The following is a 24,123-nucleotide window of genomic DNA, read 5'->3' on the forward strand; positions in this document are numbered from 1 at the left end:
CCGGCCTCGACCGGGCGGTGATTTCAAATTCGGGAATAAACTTAGCACATTGTGCTCTATACACCGATTGAGGCCGTGCATGGTCGCGATAGTTCCAGACTGCCCCGAAATCAACCTGCTCGCCCCCAACGCAAGGCGCCCGCAACCCGGAGGTCGCAGGCGCCTTGTGGAACACTACCGTCCCGAGCCGCGCTGCCTACTCGTTCGGCTTGCGGGTATTGATACCCAGCAGTTTCCAGGCCGGGCAGAAGTTGAACAGGCCGGTGGCCAGCGGCACCACGCCGATCCAGCCCCAGACGCCGATGGTGCCGGTCAGGGCCAGCAGGATCAGCACGGCCCCGACCACGATACGGGCCATCTTGTCGATACCGCCCACGTTGCTCTTCATGACGGACTCCTTGGGTTCGCTTCGGACGCTCAGAAGCTGTAAACGGGGATGGACGGGTCGCGCATCATCTCGGCCATCGGACCGGGAGCGGCCACGCCGACGCCCTCGCGCAGGTTGTCCTCGCCCAGATCGCTGTTGGGCAGATAGATCGCGCAGACATCCACCTGGGCGCCCTTCTCCATCAACATCTGCAGGATACCTTCCGGCTTGACCTGGCCAGCCGGATTGCTCGGGGGCGTGTTGATCGCCTCGGCACTTTCATAGCCCTCGACGGCCAGGTGGCCGGCGGCGTCGCAGAGCAGGATATGCAGGTCGGTGCCCTGCTGCTGCATGGCGTTGGAGAGGATCATCGCCATGCCCTGGGTCTGCAGTGAATCGCTGGTCAGGATCACCAGTGCCTTGTCGTCCATGGCCTTGCCGCCCTCGGCCTCGCCCCCGTGGCTGTCGGCCATGGCGGCAGCGGAGAGGCCGAGGACGGCAGCGGCGGCGGCGGCGGCCAGGGTCAGTGTCTTCGTGATGGTCATGTGTTCACCTTGTCGTTTCGTTCGGGATGGCAGGCTTCACCCTGACGGGCCGGAGGCCTGCTGATGGCATTCACTCCGCCGGGCGCCAGGCGACGTCGGGGTCGATCTCGTAGCTCCAGGGCAGCCCGGAATTGCGCCAGCCATTGACCGCCCTCACGCCCCTGGAATCGCCCTCCTCGAGCTTGCCGCCCTCGAAGCCATCGGTCACCGAGTAGACCTGGCTGAAGCCCATCTCGGCGATCAGGTCGGCAGCCGGTGCGCTGCGGGTGGAACCGGAGCGGCACATGACGATGATCGGGTCGTCCTCGCCCATCTCCAGGGCCTCCAGCTCGGCGCGCACCTGGGCCTCGAAGTCGGCATTCCTGACCATCGGCCAGCTCTTCGCCTCCTCGTCGAAGTTGTCACGGTCGGCCAGCACCCAGGGCACGTGGATATCGGTGGGCTCGGCGAAGCCGGTGAACTTGATCTCGATGGGGTCGCGCACGTCGACCAGCACGGCCCGGTCGTTCTCCTGCATCAGTTCATGGGCCTCGCTCGCCGTGACGTAGAGCCCCAGTTGGGTCTCCCGGTAGGCGGGAACCTCTTCCTCGGCCAGTGCCGGGGCGGCAACCAGAGTCGCCGCCAGCAGGGAACCAACCAGCAGGTGCGTCATTTTCATAACAAAACCCTCTAAGCAAATAACTTTTTCCTTTAGCACTGAAGTCTAGTCCAATGCCGCATCGTCTGCATGAGGCATCTGGACGCACCTTGATTCAGGTCAACGTGGCGGGAGCAAGGAGGACAATGGGCAGCCGGAGGAGACCATCAGGGTGAGCCAGCGAAGCGCATCGCTGGGCGGGCCCGCTCAGAGCTCGATACGGTCACCGTAGGCGGGAATCTCGGCATCGATGTCGCTCTCGGCCAGCGCCGCCTGCAGCGCCAGCTGGGCCCCGGGCTCGCCGTGCACCAGGTAGAAGCGGGGGCGGTTGCGGAAGGCCCCGGCCCAGCCCAGCAGCTGGGTCTGGCCGGCATGGGCCGAGAAACCGCCGATGGTGTGGACCTTCGCCTTTACCGCCAGCTCCCGGCCCATGACGCGGATCCGCTCGGCGCCGTCGACGATCTGGCGCCCCACCGTGCCCGCGGCCTGGAAGCCCACGATCACCAGCCGGGTATCGGGCTTCTCCAGGTTGTAGCGGAAGTGGTGGATGATGCGCCCGCCGTTGCACATCCCGGCCCCGGCGATGATGATCGCCCCGCCGTGGATGCGGTTGATGGCCATGGACTCCTCCACCGTGCGGGTCATGCGCAGGATCGGCAGGTACTGGCTGGTATCGCCGCTGGCCGCCACGTTGAGCACCTTGAGGTCCTCGGGATCCAGCGACTTGCGTGCCCGGTGGTAGAGCTCGGTGACCTTGATCGCCATGGGGCTGTCCAGGAACACCATCTGCTGGCGTAGCCGCCCCTCGTGGTAGAGCACGCTCAGGTGATAGAGGATCTCCTGGGTACGCCCCACGGCGAAGGCGGGAATCAGCACGTTGCCGCCGGCGGCATGGGCCTCCTCCAGCACGCGGGCGAACTCCTCGAGGGTCTCCTCCAGCGGTCGATGGTCGCGGTCGCCATAGGTGCTCTCCATCAGCACCAGGTCGGCGTCATAGAGCTTCTCGGGATCCTTCATCAGCACCGAGCTGGAATTGCCCAGGTCCCCCGAGAAGACCAGCCGCTTCGTCTGCTCTCCGGAGGGTAAGGCCAGCTCGACGATGGCCGACCCGAGGATGTGGCCGGCGTCGCGGAACACCAGGCTGGCCCCGCCGGGCAGTTCGACCGGCTGGCCATAGGGGTGGGACTCGCAGAGCGCCAGGGTCTGTTCCACGTCCTCCAGCGCGTAGAGCGGTTCGACCAGCGGCTTGCCGTTGCGCTTGCGCCACTTGTTCTCCCACTCGACGTCCTTGGCCATGATGAAGGCGGCGTCCTGGAGCATGATCTCCAGCAGGTCGCGGGTGCCCCGTGTGCAGTGGATCGGCCCACGATATCCCTCCCGCACCAGCTTGGGCAGCAGCCCCGAATGGTCGAGATGGCCATGGGAGAGCACCACCGCCTCGAGCTCCCGAGGCAGGCTTCCGAAGGACCTGGCGTTGGCCTCGTCGGCGTCGCTACCGCCCTGATGCAGGCCACACTCCAGCAGCAGCTTGTGCGAGCGGCCATTGCCGTCCAGTTCGATGAGATAGCGCGACCCGGTGACCTCCTTGACCGCGCCCTGGAAGGTGAGTGTCGACATGGTCTCGCTCCTTGTAGCCGAGGAACTGCGGGTAGCCGAGGAACAGGGCGAGGAGACGTCCCCGGCCTGCTCCCTCACCTCAGCATAACGGATTCGCGACCGACCGGCGTCATTCGAGCCACTCCCCTTGACGAGGGTCATACCGCATCGGGCAGGCCGTCAAACAGGTTCTCCCGATACCAGGAAAGGCATGACGACATGCCTGGCAAAGGCAAGAGATTCACTGGCCATTGCTGGCGTTCTTTCGCTATGATGAACGTCATATATTCCACCCATACAATGGAAGAAGACAGATGAAATCCACGCCGATATTCGCGCTGGTCATGGGGGTTTCAGGGTCCGGGAAGTCTCACGTCGGCAAGCGCCTTGCCGAGGCCATCGGTGCCGACTTCATCGATGCCGATGACCACCACAGTGCCAGCAGCATCGCCAAGATGTCGCGTGGCGAACCCCTCAACGACGGCGACCGGGAGGGCTGGCTCGAGACCCTTGCCGGTTTCTTCCGTGACCATGCTCGCCAGGGGCGTTCGCTGGTGATCGGCTGCTCGGCGCTCAAGCGCCGCTACCGCGACCAGCTGCGTACGGGAGCGCCGGCACTGCGGATCCTCTATCTGCACGGCAGCCGGGAGCTGCTGCTGGCACGACTGCGCGCCCGCCAGGGGCATTTCTTCCAGGGCGATCACATGCTGGACAGCCAGCTTCGCGACCTGGAACTCCCAGGCGACGACGAGGCGATTCGCCTGGATATCTCCCTCTCACCGGAGGAGATCGTGTCACGATTTATCGAGCGAATCGACGCCTGACCCCTGCCCTTTTTTGGCAGGAAACGCCAGCAACGAGGCAAGGAAAAGGGAGGCCATTCGGCCTCCCTCTTTTCATGCCTTCTTTTGCCTCTCTCCTGCTGCTATAGCGGCCAGATGGCGAGCTGCGGCCAGATGAGAAGGGCCGCCAGCACGCACAGCTGGATCGCCATGAAGGGCAGCACCGAGACGTAGATGTCCTTCAGGCTGATGTCCGGCGGCGCCACGCTCTTCAGGTAGAAGGCGGCGGGGCCGAACGGTGGCGACAGGAACGACACCTGCATGTTCACCGCGAACAGGATGCCGAACCAGATCGGGTCGTAGCCCAGCTGGGTGACGATGGGCAGGAAGATCGGCAGGGCCAGCATGGCGATGCCGATCCAGTCCAGGAACAGCCCCAGCACCAGCATGATCGCCATCATCACCAGGATGATCACGATCGGCGCCACCTCGAGCCCCAGGATCATCCCCGAGACGAAGCGGTTGCCGCCCATCAGGTTGTAGACCCCCACCAGCGCCGCGGCGCCGATGCCGATCCAGATGATCATGCCGCAGGTGAAGAGCGTCTGGCCCAGGCTATGGTGCAGCATCGCCACGCTGAACTCGCCGCGCAGCACGATGGCCAGCATCACCCCGAACACCCCCATGGCCGCCGCCTCGGTGACCGAGGCGATGCCGCCATAGATGGTGCCCAGCACCAGGAAGGCGATCATCCCCGGCAGCAGGATCGCCTTGACCGCCTCGAGCTTGCTGGTGAAGGGGTTGTCCTGGGTCTCGGCGGTGAGCGGCGGGCCCATCGCCGGGTTCTTCAGGCAGCGCACCAGCACGTAGGCGATGTAGGAGCCCATCAGGATCACCGCCGGGGTGATCGCCGCGGTGAACAGCTCGGCGATGGAGACGCTGGCGATCAGGCCGTAGATGATCAGCACGATCGACGGCGGCATCATGGTGCCCAGCGCCCCGCCGGCGCACACCACGCCGATGGAGAGTCGCTTGTCGTAGCCCAGGCGCAGCATCTGCGGCAGCGCCAGGATGCCCAGCAGCACGATCTCGCCGCCGATGATCCCCGACAGCGCGGCGAGGAAGAAGGCCACCACGATGGTCTGCACCGCCACGCCGCCGGGTAGCCGTCCGGCGAACACCCGCATGGCGTTGAACAGGTCCTTGGCAATGCCCGAGCGGTCGAGCAGCGAGGCCATCAGCACGAACATCGGCACCGCCACCAGCGAGTACTCGGTGATGAAGCTGAACACCCGGCTGGTGACCAGCGGCAGCGCCGTCTCGCCGAACCAGCCGAAGGTGAAGACCATCGCCACCAGGCCGGTGATGAAGGCCAGCGGCAGGCCGGTGACCAGCAGGCCGAAGATGGCGGCGATCATCAGGATCGTGGCCGTCCCGATATCCATCAGCGTGTCTCCTTATCGGTAGGCTCGGGGGCCGCAGGACGGGCGCGAATCGACTGCACCAGGTGCAGCAGGGCCTGCAGGGTCATCAGCGCCAGGGCGAAGAGGATCATGCCCTTCACCAGCGCCGGAAAGGGCGGGTTCCAGGAGGTGCCGGAGCGCTCCAGCTGCCACTCGCCCAGCGGGTTGTGGGAGGCGCGCCAGAACATGTGGAAGGCGGCATAGCTCATGGCCAGGCAGAAGCCCAGGGTCACCAGGTCGTTGAAGCGGTCCATCCAGCACCTGAGGCGCGGGCCGGCGCTGTCATAGAGGACCTTGACGCGGATATGGCTGTTGCGGGCCAGCGCCGCGGGGCCGCCCAGCGCGAAGGTCACGGCGACCAGGAAGACCACGGACTCGTGCACCCAGGAGGTAGGATTGTTGAAGCCGTAGCGCAGGAACACCTCGACCACGCTGATGCCCATGGCGATCAGCACCAGCCAGGCGGCGCCGCGGGCGCCCCGGGCCACCAGGCGGTCCAGGGCGGTGCGTTCGGGACCGAGTTCCTCGGCCTGATCGACCAGCTCGGCCGGGTCGCGGTTGTCGGGAGAAAGTTGGGTCATGACGGGTCTCTTCACGCATCGTCCGGGCGGGGCCCGGACGATGGTCGGCTTGCCAGGGGGTGGATGTCGGCCGGCTTACATCAGGTTGCGGGCCTGGAGGAACTCGACCACGGAGTCGTAGATCTTCTGGTTCATCTCGCTGCGCTCGGCCCACTCGGCCCACTCTTCCTTGGCGATGGTGCGGAACTTGGCGCGTTCCTCCGGGGCCATGTCGATCAGCTCGATCTCCGGGTTCTGGCGCGCCTCGGCCACCGCCTCGAGGTCCAGCTTCTTGAGCTCGAAGACCATCTCGTAGGCCAGCTTGTCCACCGAGGTCTCCAGTATCGCCTGGAGGTCTTCCGGCAGGCCGTCCCAGATCTCCTTGTTGAGCGACACGGAGACCATGGGCAGCGAGTGGAAGCCCGGGTAGTTGGGGTAGTTGGCGAAGCTGTGCAGCCCCTGGCTGTGGTTGGTGGAGAACACCGTGTAGTCGGCGGCGTCGATCACCCCCTTCTCCAGCGAGGTGTAGACCTCGGAACCCGGCAGGTTCACCGGAGCGGCACCGGCCTTCTCGAAGATGTTGTAGACCATGCCCTCCGGGGCGCGGACCTTGAGCCCCTCGAGGTCCTCCACGGTGCGGATCGGTCGCTTGGAGGGGAAGGACTCGAGGCCGGTGGCGGCGGCGCCGATCAGCTGCACGCCGTAGGGGTTGACCAGCTCGTTGTAGAGTTCCTCGCCACCGCCGTGGTTCATGTACTCCAGGAACTCCAGCGGGTCGCCCCAGGCGCCCACCAAGTTGCCCAGCATGCCGAAGGCCGGGTCGCGGCCGGAGAAGTAGCTGGGGTCGGTGAGATGGCCCTGGAGGATGCCGGACTGCACGGCATCCAGGGTCTGGTTGGCCTGCACCACGGCGTTGACGGGCAGGATCTCGATCTCGATGCGGCCGTCGGACATGGTGTTGACGTTCTCGGCCCAGGCCTTCTTGAGCTCGAACTGCGGCTCGCCCGAGGTCTCCGAGGTCTGGAAGGTCCACTCGTACTCGGCGGCCTGGGCGGAGAAGGCCAGTGCGCCGAGCACGGCGGCGGTCAGGCCCTTGAGGGCAAAGGAGCGTGGCGTGGTCTGTTGCATGGTGCGTTTCCTTCTTCAGCGCATGAGGGTTGTTGTTGTCGGTGCGGGACACCGGGAGGGAGGCGAACCGGTCAGCCCGGTTCGGGAACGTCTGCGCCCGGCAGGCGCAGGCGTGGCGGAGGATGGTCGAACAGGCTCTCGAACCCCAGGTCCAGCCCGGTGCGCTCTAGCACCGAGAGGGCCGCCTGCTCGGCCGCATCGGGCTGGCGCAGGCGGATCGCCTCCATCAGCCGGCGGTGGCGCTCCATGCTGTCGCTCAGCTCCGCGGCGCTGTGGTTGGAGGTCTCCACCAGCAGGCCGATGGCCGGCTTGAGCATGTGGCTGAGCTGGGCCCACAGCAGGTTGTGGGTGGCCGCGAAGATCGCCTCGTGGAAGGCCACGTCGTGCTCGTCGTGGCTGCGCCCCTCGCAGCGGCGATCGGGCGCCTCCAGGGCGCGGATCATGTTGTGCCAGGCGGTCTCGATGGCGAGCAGGTCGGCGGCGGTGGCATGTACCGCCGCCAGGCGCGCCATGAAGGGCTCCACGGCCACCCGGAAGGCGAAGATGTCGCGCTGGATGCGCGGGTTGGGCTGGGCGAAGCGGGCCATCCAGTCGCTGACCCGGGGATCCAGCAGGTGCCAGTCGGTGAGCTCGCGCACCCGGCTGCCCTGCCCCGAGATGCGCGTCAGCATGCCGGCCGAGACCAGCTGCTGCAGGGCGCTGCGCACGGTGCTGCGGCTGACGCCGTAGCGCGCGCAGAGGTCCAGCTCCCGAGGCAGGAAGCGGCCCGGCGGGTGCTCGCCGGCGAAGATCGCCCGGGCCAGGTCCTCGGCGATATCGGGCTTGTGGGCGAGCGTGCGCCCGGTCGGGGGCTGGCGCGATGGCATGGGGCTCTCGACGACTCCTGTACGACTTGATGCAAGCTATGTCGGACATAGGGTCGCCCAGATGCTGCGGCCGTGCCTTTAGACTTTGGTCACAGACGGCTCCCCTGCGGCGTTGTCGCGCTCCACCGCCTGGACCATGCGCTCGGGCAGGTCGGGGATCGCCGCCCGGACCCGGTTCCAGCTGGGGATGAAGGGCCGCTCGCCGGGGTTGTCGAGAAAGGCGCTGCCGGCCTCGAGCAGGTTGGCGGCGAACAGCTCCACCGCCTGCTCCTCGGCGTGGCGGTCGAGCCGCAGGCCATTCATCACGGCATCGTGGTCATAGGCCTCGATCAGGTCCAGCGCCAGGCGGTAGTAGGTCGCCTTCAGGGTGCGAAAGCCCTCGGCGCTGAAGGTCACGCCCTGGGTAGCGAGCTTGCGGTAGAGCGCCTTGGCGATGTCCAGGCTCATGCGGTTGAGGCCGCCGGAGGCGTCCTCGGCGGAGACCGGCTGGTGCTTGTGGTCGTAGGCATCGGCCAGGTCCACCTGGCAGAGCCGCTTGGTGGAGTAGTTGCGGTGCACCTCGGAGAGCACGCCGATCTCCAGCCCCCAGTCGGCGGGAATGCGGATGCCGTCGAGCACCTCGCTGCGCATGGAGAACTCGCCGGAGAGCGCATAGCGGTAGCTGTCCAGGTACTCCAGGTAGGGCAGCGGGCCGTGCATCTGCTTGAGCGCCCGCAGCAGCGGGGTGACCATCAGCCGCGAGACCCGGCCGTTGAGCCGGCCCTCGGCGATGCGCGGGTAGTAGCCCTTGCAGAACTCGTAGTTGAAGTGGGGATGGGCCACCGGATAGAAGAGCCGCGCCAGCAGGCCGCGGTCGTAGGTGAGGATATCGCAGTCATGCAACGCCACCACCCGGCCGCGGCCGGAGGCCTGGACGTAGCCGGCGCAGTACCAGACGTTGCGCCCCTTGCCGGGCTGCTGAGGCGCCAGGCCCTGCGCCTCGAGCTCGGCATCCAGCGCCCGCAGCCGGGGACCGTCGTTCCACAGGATGCGGTGGTGCTGGGGCAGGCGGGCGAAGAAGTCCCGGGCCTGCAGGAACTGCTCGCGGTCGGCCCGATCGAGACCGATCACCACCTCGGCGAGGTAGGGCACCCGGCGGAGCTCCTCGACGATATGGGCCAGCGCCGGCCCCTCCAGCTCGGTGAAGAGCGACGGCAGGATCAGGCTCATGGGGCGACGGGCGGAGAAGGCGACCAGCTCCTCCTCGAGGGCCGCAAGCGGCCGGCGAGTCAGGTTGTGGAAGTCGGTGATGATGCCGTTCTGGTGGAAGTCGCTCATGCCGTCGCCCTCCCGGCCCCGCCACGGCTGGCGTGCCTCACCGCCGGCCCTGGCCGGCGGTCGGCTCGCCCCCACCAGTGGGCCACCCCCTCGGCCCAGCCGGCGGGGCCGGTGGCCTCGCTGCAATAGAGCGCCGGCTGGCGGGGGGGCGACACCGCCAGGCCATGGCAGCCACGGATCACTACCGCCTGGTCCACCGTCTCGAGCATGGGAATATCGTTGGGACCGTCACCCAGCGCCAGAGTCTGGGGACGGCAGCCACGCAGCGCCTCGAAGCGCTCGATCAGCCAGGCGACGGCGCTGCCCTTGTGGCAATCCCCGGTGACGTGCCAGAAGCGCCCGCCGCGCACCAGGCGCAGGCCGTCGCCCTCGAGCCCCGCCCGGAAACGCGCGAGGCCGTCGTCCGAGTCCTCCCAGAGCAACGGCTCGCTGCCCTCGCGCAGCCGCGCCAGACGCGCCTCGGGCTCTGACAGGCCGGTGAAGGCCACCAGGTCGTCGAGGGGCATCTCGCTCATGGTGGTGAAGCGAACTCCCAGCCGCTCCCGCCAGACCCAGAGGCGCTGGCGGATGAGGCCGATATCGACGCCCAGGGTCCTGATCGCCATGCCATCGGCGGCAGCGCCGCGATCCAGCCGGGCATGGCACCAGGCCGGCGGCAGCCCGGCCAGGGCGCCGTTCTCGGCGATGAAGGGCGCCTCCTCGAGGCCGAGTTCCCGACGCAGCGGCACGACCTCGCTGCGGGTCTTGCTGGTCACCGGGATCACCGGCACCCCGAGTTCCTTCAGGCGCGCCAGCCAGTCGCGGGCCGGCGACCAGTCGTAGCCGTGGTGGTCGAGCAGCGAGCCATCCAGGTCGGTGAAGAGCAGGCGCGGGCGCCGGGCGGGATCAGGGGGCGAGGCGGGTATCGAGGGCATGGCGTCACAGGCTCCGGGTCGTGGACTCGCCATGCCCCATGCAGGGCGCGTGCCAGGGCGGGACAGAGCACCCGTCCCTTGGGCCTCACGGTGAGGCACGCCCGGGGGTCGAGACGGCTGCACCCGTCGCAGGCACGAAAACGCCCCGCCATGGTGCATCCTGGCGGGGCGTTCGGGGCCCTGGCCTCAGCCGGGGTCAGTCAGCGACAGGGCGTCTCAGCGGTAGACCGGCAGGCGGGCGCAGACCGCCTCGACCTTGGCCTTGACCTCGGCCTCGATGGCGGCGGTGTCGTCCCCCGCCGCCATGACGTCGAGGATGTCGCAGATCCAGCCGGCGAGCTCCTGGCACTCCGCCGCGCCGAAGCCGCGGGTGGTCACCGCCGGGGTGCCGATGCGCAGGCCCGAGGTGACGAAGGGGCTCTGCGGGTCGCCGGGCACGGCGTTCTTGTTGACGGTGATGTGGGCGCGGCCCAGGGCGGCGTCCGCGTCCTTGCCGGTCAGGCCCTGCTTGATCAGCGAGAGCAGGAAGAGGTGGTCCTCGGTGCCGCCGGAGACCACCTCGAAGCCGCGCTCGATGAACACGGAGGCCATGGTCTGGGCGTTCTTCACCACCTGCTGCTGGTAGGTCTTGAACTCGGGCTCCATGGCCTCCTTGAAGCAGATCGCCTTGGCGGCGATGACGTGCTCCAGCGGGCCGCCCTGCCCGCCCGGGAAGACCGCGGACTGCAGCTTCTTCTCGATGGCCTCGTCGCCCTCGGCGGAAAGGATCAGGCCGCCACGCGGGCCGCGCAGGGTCTTGTGGGTAGTGGTGGTGACCACATGGGCGTGGGGCAGCGGGGTCGGATAGACGCCGGCGGCCACCAGCCCCGCCACGTGGGCCATGTCGACCAGCAGGTAGGCACCCACCTCGTCGGCGATCTCGCGGAACTTCGCCCAGTCGATGACCTGGGAGTAGGCGGAGAAGCCGGCGATGATCATCTTGGGCCGGTGCTCGCGAGCCAGGGCCGCCACCTCGGCATAGTCGATCAGGCCGCCCTCGCCCAGGCCGTACTGTACGGCGTGGTAGTGCTTGCCGGAGAAGTTGGGCTTGGCGCCGTGGGTCAGGTGGCCGCCGGCATCGAGGCTCATGCCCAGGATGGTGTCGCCCGGCTTGACCAGCGCCTGGAAGACCGCACCGTTGGCCTGGGAGCCGGAGTGGGGCTGGACGTTGGCATAGCTCGCGCCGAACAGCTCCTTGGCGTAGTCGATGGCGAGCTGCTCGACGATGTCCACGTACTCACAGCCGCCATAGTAGCGCTTGCCGGGATAGCCTTCCGCGTACTTGTTGGTCAGCTGGCTGCCCTGGGCCTCCATCACCCTCGGGCTTGCGTAGTTCTCGGAGGCGATCAGCTCGATGTGCGCTTCCTGGCGTGCGACTTCCTTCTGCATCGCATCGAACAGGGCGTCATCGAAACCGGCAATCTGCATGTCACGGCTGAACATCGGCGGGAAACCTCGCAAAACGGGGGAATCTGGGGGGCACATGATACCCCAGCCCCCGGTGGCTTTCACATGAAAGGCGGTCATGGCCAACCGCTGGATCCTTCATGGGTGCAGGGCGACGCGGCCGGCCCGCCGATCGCCTCAACGACTCTCCACCTGCATCTCGAGCCGCCCGGGCAGTGCCAGGGGATCGGCGGAGAGGGCCTCCAGCTCGCTGTCGGCGGGCAGGGTCAGCTGGACAGCGAGCTCGCGTGCCTCGCCGGCCATCATCGCCACCAGGCCGGTGAGGATGGCCTCGACCTCGGGGCCGAGCATCATGCCGAAGCCCTGCGCCTGGGTACGCGCCTGCTCCAGGAAGACCGCCTCGCTGATGCCCTGGCTTGCCGCCATGACCACCGGCAGCCGACCGAAGAGCCCCAGGTCCGACAGGGTCGCGTCGACCCGCCCGCCCAGCAGGGTCACACCCTCCAGGCTCTCCATCTCGGCCAGGAAGGCGGCCGGCGCCGCGCCTTCGGGCAGGCGCACCGGCAGGTCGGCATCCAGCACCCAGCCGAAGGCCTCCTCGGCGGTGACATCCAGCTCGCCGAGCAGCCGGGTGGCGTCGCCTTCCATCTCCCAGCGTCCGGTGGAGACCGCATCGAGGCGCAGTGTTCCGCTGCCCCCGGTCAGCACGTTGCTGGCCATGCGCAGCCGGGTGCGCTCCTCCTCGGGGGCCAGGGCGATCATGCGGGCCAGGTCAAGCTCCAGCGCCTCGAGGCGCATGCCGCCCTCGCCGTCCTGCAGGTCGCCATCGACCTCGAGCCCCGCCAGGGTCGCCACCAAGCGGTCGGAGTCGATCGCCAGGTCACGCAGCTCCAGGCGGTCGAGCTCCCGCTCCTCCTCCGGCCCCTCGAGGCCACGCAGCCCCTCGACCCGGGCGAACGCCAGGGAGACGGTGCCGCTGCCGAACTCTCCCTCTCCCTCGGCCTGCCCCTCGACCCCGTTGAGCTCCAGGCTGTCGATGGCCTCGCGGGACAGGCCGGTGGCCTGCAGGCGCTCGACGCTGACCCGGCCATCTCCCTCGCCGAACCCCTCCCCCAGCTCCTGGCCGGCGAACTCGGCGGCCAGCGCCTCGATCTCGAGCCCGGCGATCCGCAGGCCCGCCGGCCAGCTCTCCTCGTGGAGAGGCAGCACCGCCCGGGTGGGGTCATCGAGGCGCAGGGTCGCGGCGCTCAGCTGCGTCCGTTCGCGGCCGGGGGTCTCCAGGCGGAGGCCCTCGAGACGCACCTCGTCGGGGCTGTCGTAGTCGCCACTGACCACATAGCGGTCGAGCCACAGCTGCTGTCCCTCGGGGCCGACGAAGTGCAGCTCCCGCGCGGTGACGCGGTCGCGAAGCAGCGCCGCCGAGACCTCGCCGATCTCGAGGCGTCCTTCGCTGGCGAACAGCGCCCGCAGGTCGGCCTCCAGGCGCTCGGCCGGGCCGGGCTCGGCAAGAGCCGGCAGGGAGACGGACAGCGTCAGGGCGGCAAGGATGGCCTTCCAGGGCATCGGGCGCATGGGCGCACCTCCGGTGTGGGCGTGGCGGGAACTGGTCAGCAGTCTAGCGTCATCGCGTCGCGGCAGGCCAGACTCAGTGCGGCGAGGCCAGGCGCATCTCCAGCCGGCGATTGACCTCCTCGATCACGGCGAGGCGCGCCCGGCGCTTGTCGTCGCAGGCGATCAGCGTCCATTCGGCGCCCGGCGACTGGGTGCGGGCGAACATCTCGTCGATGGCCCGCTCGTAGTCCTCCCAGCGCTCGCGGTTGCGCCAGTCCTCGTCGGTGAGCTTGTGACGCTTGTGGGGCGTGGCAGCCCGGGCCTCGAAGCGGCGCAGCTGCTCCTCCTGGCTGATGGCCAGGAACAGCTTGCCGAGCACGGCGCCATGGGCCAGCAGCTGGCGCTCGAACTCGCGGATCTCCGCATAGGCACGCCGCCAGGCCGACTCCGGGGCCAGCCCCTCGACCCGCTCCACCAGCACCCTGCCGTACCAGCTGCGATCGAAGATGGCGATGCGCCCGTCGGCCGGCAGGCGGCGCCAGAAGCGCCAGGCCCAGGGCAGCGCCAGCTCCTCGTCGCTGGGGGCGGCGATGCGATGGACCCGGTACTGGCGGGCATCCAGTGACGCGGTGACCCGGTGGATGCTGCCCCCCTTCCCCGCCGCGTCGAGCCCCTCGAAGGCCAGTACCACCGGGATGCGCCGGCGGGCCATCTCCCGGGCGTTGATGGCCAGGCGTCCCTGGGCCTCGACGAGCCGTTCGGCATAGTCCGACTTCTTCAACGGCGCCGCCCCCCGGGGCCCGGCATGACGTATCGAGGGCGGTGCCGGGGTCTCGCAGGGTACGCTCTCAGTCACCTCGGCGGGCCGAGCGGGCGGCGCGACCAGGGTCTCGTGCAGCAGGGCCCCCACCCGCTGGAGCTGCGGGGCGGGGTCTTGGAAGGCGAGCCGCCGCCAGGGGGCATGGTCGGCCGCGGTGGCGTCGCGCATCTCGCGGCCCAGCGCGGCGATGGCGGCATGCTGCAGGTGGCGCTGCCAGTCGGTGGCGCTCAGCTGCCAGGCACGGGCCGGGTCCGCCTGCAGTGCCTGCAGGTGACGACGCTGGGCAGGTCGGTCGATGTCCATCCACAGCTTGAGCAGCACCACGCCCTCGGCGGCCAGTTCGGCCTCGAAGGCTCGGATCTCCGCCAGCCTGTCGCGGAAGGCACCCGGCGAGAGACGCCGTTCGGCGCGGGCGAAGAGCGCGTCGCCGTACCAGCCATGGATGAAGATGCCGATGCGGCCGCGATCGGGGACCCGCCGCCAGAAGCGCCACCAGTAGGGTCGCTCGCGCTCCTCGCTGCTGGGCGCCAGGGCATGCACCTCGGTGTGGCGATTCTCGAGCCAGTGGTTGAGCTCGTTGACCAGCCGCCCCTTGCGGGTGACGGCATGGCCGGTGAGCAGCAGCATCACCGCCCGCTCCTGAAGGCGGGCGAGGTCGAGCTGAGCCTCCAGCAGGCGGGCGCGCAGGGTAGCGGTCTTCATGGCCGCGCCTCAGGCCTCGCCCAGCAGGCCGAGGCTGGCCGCGGGTGCCCGCTGGCGCAGGCCCCGGGAGAGCAGGTGACCGATGAGGCCGATCAGCAGCGCACCGACCGGCGGCAGGGTCAGCCACAGCAGCCAGTGGATCCGCGGGGCCAGGTCGAACCAGGCCAGGTAGATCCCCGCGGCCGCCAGCTCCGCCAGCAGGGCGCCCATCAGCCCGCTGGCCAGCCCCAGCACGGCGAATTCCGCCGCCTGCATCCGCGACAGCAGCCTGTTGCTGGCGCCGAACACCCGCAGCAGGCCACTCTCGTGGGCCCGCACCGGCAGGCTGGCGATCAGCGCCGCATAGAGCACGCTGATGCCGGCCAGCAGCACGAAGCCCAGCACCAGCTCCACCGCCCGGGTGACCTGGGTCAGCACCTCGCGGACCTGGCCGAGGATGGCCTCCACGTCGAGCAGGGTGACGCCCGGGAACTCCCGCACCAGCTGGCGCAGCAGGTCGCGGTCGTCGTCGCCGAGATGGAAGGCGGTGATGTAGCTATGGCCGAAACGCTCCAGGGTTGCCGGCGGGAAGATCACGTAGAAGTTGGGCCGGAAGCTCTCCCAGTCGAGGCTGCGCAGGCTGGTCACCTCGCCGGTGACCGCGTCGCTGCCGATGGTGAAGGTCAGGCGATCGCCCAGGGCAATGCCCAGGCGCTCGGCCAGGCCGTCTTCCATGGAGATCGGCACCGCCGCCTCGCTGGCCGTGGGGGGCGGCTCGGCGGCCACCTCGTCCAGCCAGCCGCCCGTCTCGCTGTCCTGGCCCTCGGCGAACCACTCCCCCGCCACCACCCGGTTGCCCTCGGGCAGGGTCTCGCGCCAGGTCAGGTTGAGTTCGCGACGCAGGGCATTGTCGCCCCGCGACTCGGCGGGCACGGCCTCCTGCGGGACCTGGTCGTTGATGGCGGTGAGGCGCCCACGGACCATGGGATAGAGGGCGCTGCGGGCATCGGCGGCCCCCGCCAGGGCCGAGGCGAAGGCGTCCCGCTCCTGGGGCTGGATATTGATGGCGAAGTGGTTGGGGGTGTCCGCCGGCAGCTGGGCCTGCCAGGTGGTCAGCAGGTCGCCGCGCACCAGGGCGATCATCGCCACGGCGAAGAAGGTCACCGAGAAGGCCAGCAGCTGGCCGAGGCTCGCCTGGCGGCGCCGCGCCAGCTGCTGGCCGCCCAGCCGCACGGCCGTGGCCAGGCCATCCGCCGGGCCCCGGCCACGCGGCAGCCGGGCGGTGCCCCGCAGCACCAGACCCAGCAGCACGCCGCCGAGCCCCCAGAGCACCACCAGCATCACCAGCCCCCCCAGCAGCAGGCCGGCGGCAAGCCACGGGTCGCCGGAGTAGAGCCACAGCAGGCCGCCGAAGACCAGGGCGGCGAAGCCCACCACCACCCAGGCCGAGGGCGGCAGCGGGTCCAGCTCGCGGCGCAGTACCTTGAGGGCGCTGACCCGCTTGAGGCGCAGCAGGGTCGGCCCGGCGAAGCCGGCCAGCACCGCCAGGGCGGTGAACACCCCGAGCCACAGCGGCAGCATGCCGGGCGCCGGCAGGCTGAACGGCAGGAAGGTCGAGAGCAGCCGCACCAGCAGCGCCTGCCCGGCCAGCCCCAGCAGGGCGCCCAGCGCCGAGGAGGCCAGCGCCAGCCACAGCAGCTGCAGCACGAACAGCCGCAGCAGCTCGCGCTGGGTGGCGCCGAAGCAGCGCAGCAGCGCCGCGGTATCCAGGTGGCGGTCGACGTAGCGCCGGGTCGACATGGCCACGGCGACCCCGGCCAGCAGCACGGCGGCGAGTCCCGCCAGGCCAAGGTACTTCTCGGCGCGTGCCAGGGCATTGCCCAGCTGGGGACGGTCCTGGCGCACGTCGCGCACCTCTACCCCCTCGCGACGTAGCCGCTGCAGCAGCGGCTCGATGCGGGCCACCGCCTCGGCGCTGCCGGCGGCCAGCAGCTCGAACTCCACCCGCGAGCCCTCCTGGACCAGGCCGGTGGCGTCCAGGTCGTCGCGGTGCATCATCAGCCGCGGGTTGAAGCTGCCGAAGCCCGCCGACTGGTCGGGCTCGCGCTCGATCACGCCGCCGACCTCGAGCTCGGTCTCGCCCAGGCGCAGCCGGTCCCCCACCTCGAGCTCCATCAGCAGGGCGAGGCGCGGCGCCACCCAGGCCTCGCCCGGTGCCGGGCCATGGGCCAGCGACTCGACGCCATTGCCGCGGTCCACCCGGGCCGTGCCGTAGTGCGGATAGACCGAGTCGACCACCTTGAGGCTGGCCGGCTGGAAGCGGTCGCCGCGGCTGACCATGGAGACCATGTCGACCTGGTCGGAGAGCGTCAGGCCGGCCTCCTCGAGGGCCCGGCGGACCGACGCCTCGAAGGGCCGGCCCTGCTCCAGCACCACGTCGCCGCCCGCGAGCTGGCCCGCCTGGCGGGTCAGGCCGCGATCCAGGCGGTCGAGGAAGAAGCCGATCATGGTCGAGGCGGCCACCGCCAGCGCCAGCGCCAGCGCCAGGGCGCGCACGTCGGCGGCGCGCAGGTCACGGATCAGGCCCCGGGCCGAGAGGCGCAACAGGGCCGGCCAGGCGGTGCGGCTCATGCCATCACCTCGTCACGGGCCATCTCGACCAGGCGGCCGCCTTCCAGGCGCAGGCAGCGATCGCAGCGCCGCGCCAGGGCATGGTCATGGGTGACCAGCACCAGGGTGGTGCCGGCCTCGCGGTTGAGCGAGAAGAGCGCCTCGATGATGCGCTCCCCGGTGACCGGGTCCAGGTTGCCGGTGGGCTCGTCGGCGAATACCAGCTCGGCGCCGGTGACGAAGGCCCGGGCCAGGGCCACGCGCTGCTGCTCGCCCCCCGAGAGCTGCTTGGGCAGGTGGTCCAGGCGTTCGCCGAGGCCGACACGGGTCAGCCAGTCGCGGGCCCGGGCCTCGGCCCCGGGGCTCGGTGACAGCTCCAGCGGCAGCAGCACGTTCTCCAGGGCCGTCAGGGTGGGCAGCAGCTGGAAGTTCTGGAACACGAACCCCACCCGGCCCGCGCGCAGGGAGGCCCGGCCATCCTCGTCGAGGGCGCGCAGCGACTGGCCGAACAGCGACAGCTCACCCCCGCTGGGCGCATCCAGCCCCGCCAGCAGGCCCAGCAGGGTCGACTTGCCGGCACCGCTCTGGCCGAGGATCGCCACGCTCTCCCCGGGGAACACCGCAAGCGACAGGTCACTCAGAATGCTCAGTCGCCGTTCGCCGCTCTCGACCTCCTTGGCGAGGTGGTCGGCGTGTAGAATCGGCGAGGCATCCGTTCGAGAGGAGATGGACATGGCGAAGGGTTTCCCTGTAGGTGCGTTGGGCCGGCATGCACCCGGCCGGCTCGCGGGGCGCTGGCACGCAGCGCTCTGGTTGGCGCTGCTCTTGCTGTCGTCGTTGCTGCTGGCCGGCGGGGCGGCGCAGGCGTCGACGCGACCGGTGCTGCTGGTGATGGGCGACAGCCTGAGCGCCGCCTACGGCATCGAGCAGCAGGCCGGCTGGGTCAGTCTGCTGCAGGCGCGCCTGGACGGGAAGGCGCAGGTGGTCAACGCCAGCATCAGCGGCGAGACCTCCAGCGGCGCCGCCGCCCGGCTGCCCGACCTTCTCGGACAGCACGAGCCGGATATCGTTGTGATGGAGCTCGGCGGCAACGACGGCCTGCGCGGCCTGCCGCCCGGCCAGTTCGAGGCCAACATGGCCACCATGGTCGAGGCCAGCCGGGCCTCGGGCGCCGAGGTGCTGCTGCTCGGCATCGACATCCCGCCGAACTACGGCCGGGCCTACCGCAACGCCTTCACCGCGGTCTACACGCGGCTGGCCGAGGAGTACGAGCTGCCGCTGGTGCCATTCCTGCTCGAGGGCGTGGCCCTGGAGGAGGAGCTGATGCAGGACGATGGCATCCATCCCACTGCCGCCGCCCAGCCGCTGATCCTGGAGAACGTCTGGCCACGCCTCGCGCCGCTGCTGGAGGCCAACGGCGCCGTGGTGGCAAAGAGCGCTCAGGACTGAGCCACCGGCGCGGGCGTCTTCTGCCACTGCTGCAGCGCCAGGCCCCCGAGGATCAGCACCAGGCCCACCAGGGTGGAGGCGAGGATCGGCTCGCCCACCACCAGGAAGAGCAGCAGCAGCGACACCGGCGGCGAGAGGAAGATCAGGTTGGAGACCTTCGCCGTGCGCGAGACCCGGTGCACGGCCAGCTGCCAGAGCACGAAGGCGATGCCCATCTCGAACAGCCCCACGTAGATACCGGCCCCCAGCGCCGTCCAGCCGTGCCACTGAAGGCCCGGCCCGGCCAGCAGCAGGACCGTGAGCACCGGCACGCCGACGCTGAAGTTCTGCCACTGGGCCACCAGCGGCGGGCGATGGTCGCGGGCATTGAGCAGCCAGTAGAGCGCCCAGAGCAGCGTCGAGGCGAGCGCCAGGCCGACGCCGAGCGGGTCGGCGAAGGCCACGTCGAACACCGCCCCGCGGGTGGCGATCACCCACACCCCTGCGTAGGCGATCAGCCCCGCCAGGACGTCCATGCGGGTCAGCCGCTGGCCCAGCAGCGGCACCGCCAGGAAGGCCATCGCCAGCGCCCAGGTGTAGTTGAGCGCCATGGCCTCCTGGCCGGGCAGGCGGTCGTAGGCGCCGAACAGCACCAGGTAGTAGGCCACCGGATTCATCAGCCCCGCCCAGGCGGCGGTGCGCCAGCCGCGCCTCAGCGCCTGGCCCAGCAGCCCCTGGCGCGCCACCAGCACGCCGATCAGTGCCCAGGAGACCAGCGAGGCGAGCCACATCAGCGCCAGCGGCGACATGTGGGCGAGCGCCACCTTGAAGGCGGTGGCCACGGTGGACCACAGCGCCACCGCCCCCAGCCCGAAGAGCATCGCCTGGCGATCACCGCTCATGGGCGTCGGGCTCATCGGTCGAGGTGTCCCAGGTCACGGCCGGGAGCCAGGCGGTCGCGCACCGCCTGCTTGAGGGCCTTGATGTCGGGGAAGCCGCCGTCGCGCCTGCGCTCCCAGAGCGAGGCCTCATCAAGGAGGATCTCGAAGTGGCCGCCTTGGGAGGGCACCAGGGCCACCTCCTCCAGCTCCTCGCCGAAGGTGGAGAGCAGCTCCTGGGCGTACCAGGCACTGCGCAGCAACCACTGGCACTGGGTACAGTAGTGGATTCGAATACGTGACATGGAACCTCGAGTGTCGCGACAATGGGCCTCCCGATGATACCAGCCAGGGAGTTCCGATGGCCGCCCCCGAGATCAACCAGACCCGCCTCTTCGAGTGGCTCACCGGTGACGAGGACAGCCGGATGTGCCGGGACATCCCGGACGAGGCCTGCAACGAGCAGCCGCGCAACTTCTTCCTGCACCTGGTGGCGGCACTCGGCAACAAGCTGGCCGACGAGCTCTCCAGCGCCCGCCTGGTACTGCCCTGGTTGCTGGGGGTGATCGGCGCCCCGCTGTGGATGGTCGGCCTGCTGGTGCCGATCCGCGAGTCCGGTGCTCTGCTGCCCCAGCTGTTCGTGGCCGGCTTCATCCGGCTCAAGCCCAAACGCAAGTGGGTCTGGGTGCTGGGCGGCCTGCTCCAGGCGGCCGCCGCCGCGGTGCTGGCCCTGCTCGCACTGTTCGGCTCGGGCGCCGTCGGTGGGGGTCTGGTACTCGCCGTGCTGGTGGCGCTGTCGCTGGCCCGGGGCCTGTCGTCGATCGCCACCAAGGACGTGATGGGCAAGACCATCGCCAAGCAGCGCCGCGGCACCCTGATGGGCTGGAGCGGCAGCGTGGCCGGCGGGGTGACCCTGGCCGCCGGCGGCGTGCTGATGCTGTTCGGTGACCGTCCCGGGGAGCTGGCGCTGGCCGTGCTGCTCGGGGTGGCGGCGCTGGGCTGGGCCGTCAATGCCCTGTGCGCGGCGCGCATCAAGGAGACACCCGGCGCCGTGGAGGGCGGCGAGAATGTCTGGGACAGCGTCAAGCTGGGGCTGCGCCTGCTGCGCGACGACCGCGCCTTCCTGCACTTCAACCTCTCCCGCGCCCTGCTGCTGGCCAGCGCCCTGGCCCTGCCCTATGTGGCGCTGCTCGGCCAGCAGCAGAGCGGCGCCGAGCTTGGCGGCCTGGGCATCCTGATCGTGGTCTCGGGGCTTGCCGGCATGCTGGCGAGCCCGATCTGGGGCAAGCGCGCCGATGCCTCGAGCCGACGGGTGATGCGCGACGGCGGCCTCGGCACCGCGGCGGGCTGCCTGCTCGGGGCGGCCTTCGCCTGGCTGCCCGGTGCCTGGAGCGAGAGCGTCTGGCCCTATGCGCTGGTCTACGCGCTGCTGGTGATCGTCCATGCCGGCGTTCGCCTGGGCCGCAAGACCTACATCGTCGACATGGCCGGCGCCGACAAGCGCGCCCTCTACGTGGCGCTCTCCAACACCCTCACGGGCGTGCTGATGCTGGTCGTGGGCGGGGTCGTCGGCCTGCTCGCCCAGTGGCTCGGCAGCGCCGGGCTACTGGCCTGCCTGGCACTGATGGGCCTCGGCGCGGCCGCCAGCGCCTGGCGCCTGCCCGAGGTGCAATGACCCACCGGCACGCCGGCGCGTTGAAATCCCGACGCCGGCTGGCCATGATGAGGGCAATATCCCGCCCCTTGCCGCCGAGCGATGCGCCAAGGGCACCGCGACAGGAACCCCCTGCATGAAACGATCCCCCCTGATCAGCCCGGAACTGCTGGAACGCATCATCGATGCCTCCGAGGACGGCATCGTGGTCGCCGAGCAGGAGGGCGACGAGAACATCCTGATCTACGTCAACCAGGGCTTCGAGCGCCTCACCGGCTACAGCGCCGACGAGATCCTCTACCAGGACTGCCGCTTCCTGCAGAACGAGGACCGCGACCAGCCGGGGCTCGATGCCATCCGCAAGGCCCTGAAGTCGGGTCGTCCCTGCCGCGAGGTGCTGCGCAACTATCGCAAGGACGGCACCCTGTTCTACAACGAGCTCTCCATCACCCCCATGTACGACGAGGATGACCACCTCACCTACTTCATCGGGGTGCAGAAGGATGTGACCGAGCGCGTCGAGGCCCAGCTGGAACTCGAGCGGCTCAAGGCCGAACACGGCCTCACCTGAGAGCGCAGAGGCGGCGGCGAAAAAAAGTCTTCCGGGGGCTTGTCCCCGGCCCACCTTGCAGCTATACAGCCAGCAGGCAACGGCCGTTGCCTGCTGGCGCTTCAGGTTCCGCACCCGGGACGGGAAGCGATCGTATGATCCGCCGGACCTTGCAGCGTTCGGCCCCGGGCCATGGGAGGACGTCGCATGAGCCATGAACCCCTTCTCGATACCACCGACGACGATCAGGACTACCTGGAAGCGGTCAACGACGACTACGGTCGCGTCCGCCCCAGCAGTCGTGCCGATACCCTGAGGGCAAGGCGACGCGTGGAGGCCCTCATCGAGGAGCGCCGCCTGCGCCGCGCCATCGAGGACGACTGGGACCTCGAGGAAGAGGAAGAGTAACCCCTGCCCTCGGCCCGGGGACGCTGGCCTTTGGCGTCCCCGGGCTCTATCATCGTGGCCACTGACATCCCCCAACCAAGTGGCTTTCCATGGCGCAATACGTCTACACCATGAACCGGGTGGGCAAGGTCGTGCCCCCCAAGAAGCAGATCCTCAAGGACATCTCCCTCTCCTTCTTCCCCGGTGCCAAGATCGGCGTGCTGGGCCTCAACGGTGCCGGCAAGTCGACCCTGCTGCGCATCATGGCCGGCGTCGACACCGAGTTCGAGGGCGAGGCCCGCCCCATGCCGGGCATCAACGTCGGCTACCTCCCCCAGGAGCCGGCACTCGACGACGACAAGAACGTCCGCGAGACCGTGGAAGAGGCCCTGGGCGAGATCAAGGAGGCGCAGGAGAAGCTCGACGCCGTCTACGCCGCCTATGCCGAGCCGGACGCCGACTTCGATGCCCTGGCCAGCGAGCAGGCGCGCCTGGAGAACATCATCGAGGCCTCCGACGCCCACAACCTGGACCGCAAGCTGGAAGTGGCCGCCGAGGCCCTGCGCCTGCCACCCTGGGAAGCCCGCGTCGGCCACCTCTCCGGCGGCGAGCGGCGCCGCGTGGCGCTGTGCCGCCTGCTGCTCTCCAGCCCCGACATGCTGCTGCTCGACGAGCCCACCAACCACCTGGACGCCGAGTCCGTGGCCTGGCTGGAGCGCTTCCTGCACGACTACAGCGGTACCGTGGTGGCGATCACCCACGACCGCTACTTCCTCGACAACGTGGCCGGCTGGATCCTCGAGCTCGACCGCGGCCAGGGCATCCCCTTCGAGGGCAACTACTCAGGCTGGCTGGAGGCCAAGGAGAAGCGCCTCGAGCAGGAGGCCAAGCAGGAGGCCTCCAAGAACAAGGCCATCAAGCACGAGCTGGAGTGGGTGCGCAGCAACGCCAAGGGCCGCCAGGCCAAGAGCAAGGCGCGCCTCAACCGCTTCGAGGAGATGCAGTCCGGCGACTTCCAGAAGCGCAACGAGACCAACGAGATCTACATTCCGCCCGGCCCGCGCCTGGGCGACAAGGTCATCGAGTTCCACGACGTCGCCAAGGCCTTCGACGACAAGCTGCTCTACGAGGACCTGACCTTCACCGTGCCCAAGGGGGCCATCGTCGGCATCGTCGGCGGCAACGGCGCGGGCAAGTCGACGCTGTTCAAGCTGATCACCGGCCAGGAGCAGCCCGACCGCGGCGAGGTGGTGGTCGGCGAGACCGTCGACATCGCCTACGTCGAGCAGCTGCGCGACGCCCTGGATGACAAGCAGACGGTGTGGGAGGCGGTCTCCGACGGCCAGGACATCCTCAACATCAACGGCTACGAGGTCTCCTCGCGGGCCTACGTGGGGCGCTTCAACTTCAAGGGCAACGACCAGCAGAAGCGCCTGAACGAGCTCTCCGGCGGCGAGCGCGGTCGCCTGCAGCTGGCCCAGACCCTCAAGCAGGGGGCCAACGTGCTGCTTCTCGATGAGCCTTCCAACGACCTGGATATCGAGACGCTGCGCGCCCTGGAGGAGGCCCTGCTGGCCTTCCCCGGCTGTGCCCTGGTGATCTCCCACGACCGCTGGTTCCTCGACCGCATCGCCACCCACATCCTGGCCTTCGAGGGCGACTCCCACGTGGAGTTCTTCGAGGGCAACTACACTGAGTACGAGGCGGACCACAAGAAGCGCGTCGGCGACGACACCCCGCACCGCATGAAGTACAAGCGCATCGACGCCTGACCCGGCTTCGCCGAGCCGCAAGAACGCCCGCTTCGCGGGCTGAAGCTTGAAGCTGGAAGAAGACCCCACGACCGAAATGAACTGACCCCCAATAGTTGGACGGTTCATTCAGCCGGCGCCCAAGGCCTGAGTCCTGTACTGTACGGGGCTCAGGCCTTTTAGTTTCAGCTT

23 protein-coding genes are annotated in these 24,123 nt (G+C 69.3%); 6 read left to right on the forward strand and 17 right to left on the reverse strand.

The features are described 5' to 3' along the window. Window positions 1-196: 196 nt before the first annotated feature. The 4 genes from DFP85_RS17565 to DFP85_RS17580 all read right to left on the reverse strand — a co-directional run bounded on the left by DFP85_RS17565 (window position 197) and on the right by DFP85_RS17580 (window position 3,166). On the reverse strand, window positions 197-388 hold the full coding sequence (locus DFP85_RS17565; protein WP_133637719.1) for a YgaP family membrane protein: 192 nt from the start codon (window positions 386-388) through the stop codon (window positions 197-199). A 29-nt stretch (window positions 389-417) separates the two neighbouring features. Beyond that, the gene (locus DFP85_RS17570) at window positions 418-912 is read right to left on the reverse strand and encodes a DsrE family protein (protein ID WP_424955100.1); all 495 of its coding nucleotides are present in this window, start codon (window positions 910-912) and stop codon (window positions 418-420) included. A 70-nt stretch (window positions 913-982) separates the two neighbouring features. Further along, window positions 983-1,570, reverse strand: coding sequence for a rhodanese-like domain-containing protein (locus DFP85_RS17575; protein WP_133637720.1), 588 nt, complete (start codon window positions 1,568-1,570; stop codon window positions 983-985). A gap of 186 nt (window positions 1,571-1,756) precedes the next feature. Next, on the reverse strand, window positions 1,757-3,166 hold the full coding sequence (locus DFP85_RS17580) for an MBL fold metallo-hydrolase RNA specificity domain-containing protein (protein ID WP_133637721.1): 1,410 nt from the start codon (window positions 3,164-3,166) through the stop codon (window positions 1,757-1,759). A 293-nt stretch (window positions 3,167-3,459) separates the two neighbouring features. On the opposite strand from DFP85_RS17580, the gene DFP85_RS17585 reads away from it, so the two are divergent. After that, complete coding sequence (locus tag DFP85_RS17585; RefSeq protein WP_133637722.1) at window positions 3,460-3,969, forward strand: gluconokinase; 510 nt, start codon at window positions 3,460-3,462, stop codon at window positions 3,967-3,969. 101 nt (window positions 3,970-4,070) lie between these two features. On the opposite strand, the gene DFP85_RS17590 is transcribed toward DFP85_RS17585, so the two are convergent. The 11 genes from DFP85_RS17590 to DFP85_RS17640 all read right to left on the reverse strand — a co-directional run bounded on the left by DFP85_RS17590 (window position 4,071) and on the right by DFP85_RS17640 (window position 18,017). Then, a complete protein-coding gene (locus tag DFP85_RS17590; RefSeq protein ID WP_133637723.1) occupies window positions 4,071-5,372 on the reverse strand; it encodes a TRAP transporter large permease in 1,302 nt (433 codons plus the stop codon). Beyond that, window positions 5,372-5,971, reverse strand: coding sequence for a TRAP transporter small permease subunit (locus tag DFP85_RS17595; RefSeq protein ID WP_133637724.1), 600 nt, complete (start codon window positions 5,969-5,971; stop codon window positions 5,372-5,374). Before DFP85_RS17595 ends, DFP85_RS17590 begins: the two co-directional genes overlap by 1 nt. Before the next feature lie 75 nt (window positions 5,972-6,046). Next, the gene (locus DFP85_RS17600) at window positions 6,047-7,078 is read right to left on the reverse strand and encodes a TRAP transporter substrate-binding protein (protein WP_133637725.1); all 1,032 of its coding nucleotides are present in this window, start codon (window positions 7,076-7,078) and stop codon (window positions 6,047-6,049) included. A gap of 71 nt (window positions 7,079-7,149) precedes the next feature. Then, a complete protein-coding gene (locus DFP85_RS17605; RefSeq protein WP_133637726.1) occupies window positions 7,150-7,944 on the reverse strand; it encodes a FadR/GntR family transcriptional regulator in 795 nt (264 codons plus the stop codon). Between the two features lie 78 nt (window positions 7,945-8,022). Next, window positions 8,023-9,261: a glycosyltransferase family protein gene (locus DFP85_RS17610; RefSeq protein WP_133637727.1), complete on the reverse strand. Its 1,239-nt coding sequence runs from the start codon at window positions 9,259-9,261 to the stop codon at window positions 8,023-8,025. After that, window positions 9,258-10,175 carry an HAD-IIB family hydrolase gene (locus DFP85_RS17615; RefSeq protein WP_133637728.1) on the reverse strand — a complete coding sequence of 306 codons (918 nt, stop codon included), beginning with the start codon at window positions 10,173-10,175 and terminating at the stop codon, window positions 9,258-9,260. The genes DFP85_RS17610 and DFP85_RS17615 overlap by 4 nt, the downstream gene beginning before the upstream one ends. A 216-nt stretch (window positions 10,176-10,391) precedes the next feature. Next, on the reverse strand, window positions 10,392-11,657 hold the full coding sequence (gene glyA, locus DFP85_RS17620; protein WP_133637729.1) for a serine hydroxymethyltransferase: 1,266 nt from the start codon (window positions 11,655-11,657) through the stop codon (window positions 10,392-10,394). A gap of 141 nt (window positions 11,658-11,798) precedes the next feature. Further along, window positions 11,799-13,193, reverse strand: a complete 1,395-nt coding sequence (locus tag DFP85_RS17625) for a hypothetical protein (RefSeq protein WP_133637730.1) — start codon at window positions 13,191-13,193, stop codon at window positions 11,799-11,801. Between the two features lie 73 nt (window positions 13,194-13,266). Next, complete coding sequence (locus DFP85_RS17630; protein WP_133637731.1) at window positions 13,267-14,694, reverse strand: polyphosphate:AMP phosphotransferase; 1,428 nt, start codon at window positions 14,692-14,694, stop codon at window positions 13,267-13,269. 9 nt (window positions 14,695-14,703) lie between these two features. Continuing rightward, on the reverse strand, window positions 14,704-17,304 hold the full coding sequence (locus DFP85_RS17635; RefSeq protein ID WP_133637732.1) for an ABC transporter permease: 2,601 nt from the start codon (window positions 17,302-17,304) through the stop codon (window positions 14,704-14,706). Then, window positions 17,301-18,017 (reverse strand): ABC transporter ATP-binding protein, encoded by a 717-nt coding sequence (locus DFP85_RS17640; RefSeq protein ID WP_133637733.1) that lies wholly within the window; start codon window positions 18,015-18,017, stop codon window positions 17,301-17,303. Before DFP85_RS17640 ends, DFP85_RS17635 begins: the two co-directional genes overlap by 4 nt. Between DFP85_RS17640 and DFP85_RS17645 the strand changes: the two genes are divergently transcribed. Then, complete coding sequence (locus DFP85_RS17645) at window positions 18,016-18,732, forward strand: arylesterase (RefSeq protein ID WP_133637734.1); 717 nt, start codon at window positions 18,016-18,018, stop codon at window positions 18,730-18,732. The two genes, DFP85_RS17640 and DFP85_RS17645, sit on opposite strands and share 2 nt — an antisense overlap. Here DFP85_RS17645 and DFP85_RS17650 read toward each other — a convergent pair. Together DFP85_RS17650 and DFP85_RS17655 are read right to left on the reverse strand one after the other, a co-directional pair. Next, complete coding sequence (locus DFP85_RS17650) at window positions 18,723-19,613, reverse strand: DMT family transporter (RefSeq protein WP_133637742.1); 891 nt, start codon at window positions 19,611-19,613, stop codon at window positions 18,723-18,725. The genes DFP85_RS17645 and DFP85_RS17650 overlap by 10 nt on opposite strands. Window positions 19,614-19,624: 11 nt before the next feature. Beyond that, window positions 19,625-19,894 carry an Rdx family protein gene (locus tag DFP85_RS17655; RefSeq protein WP_133637735.1) on the reverse strand — a complete coding sequence of 90 codons (270 nt, stop codon included), beginning with the start codon at window positions 19,892-19,894 and terminating at the stop codon, window positions 19,625-19,627. A 56-nt stretch (window positions 19,895-19,950) separates the two neighbouring features. On the opposite strand from DFP85_RS17655, the gene DFP85_RS17660 reads away from it, so the two are divergent. The 4 genes from DFP85_RS17660 (at window position 19,951) to ettA (ending at window position 23,952) form a co-directional block, all read left to right on the forward strand. Continuing rightward, complete coding sequence (locus tag DFP85_RS17660; protein ID WP_133637736.1) at window positions 19,951-21,264, forward strand: MFS transporter; 1,314 nt, start codon at window positions 19,951-19,953, stop codon at window positions 21,262-21,264. A 115-nt stretch (window positions 21,265-21,379) separates the two neighbouring features. Further along, window positions 21,380-21,814, forward strand: a complete 435-nt coding sequence (locus DFP85_RS17665) for a PAS domain-containing protein (protein WP_133637737.1) — start codon at window positions 21,380-21,382, stop codon at window positions 21,812-21,814. 186 nt (window positions 21,815-22,000) lie between these two features. Further along, the gene (locus tag DFP85_RS17670; protein ID WP_133637738.1) at window positions 22,001-22,201 is read left to right on the forward strand and encodes a PA3496 family putative envelope integrity protein; all 201 of its coding nucleotides are present in this window, start codon (window positions 22,001-22,003) and stop codon (window positions 22,199-22,201) included. A gap of 89 nt (window positions 22,202-22,290) precedes the next feature. Beyond that, entirely contained in the window at window positions 22,291-23,952 is a 1,662-nt protein-coding gene (ettA, locus tag DFP85_RS17675) for an energy-dependent translational throttle protein EttA (protein WP_133637739.1), read from the forward strand. The last annotated feature ends 171 nt before the right edge of the window (window positions 23,953-24,123 follow it).

The sequence above is a fragment of the Halomonas ventosae genome, assembly GCF_004363555.1.
Classification (GTDB): domain Bacteria; phylum Pseudomonadota; class Gammaproteobacteria; order Pseudomonadales; family Halomonadaceae; genus Halomonas; species Halomonas ventosae.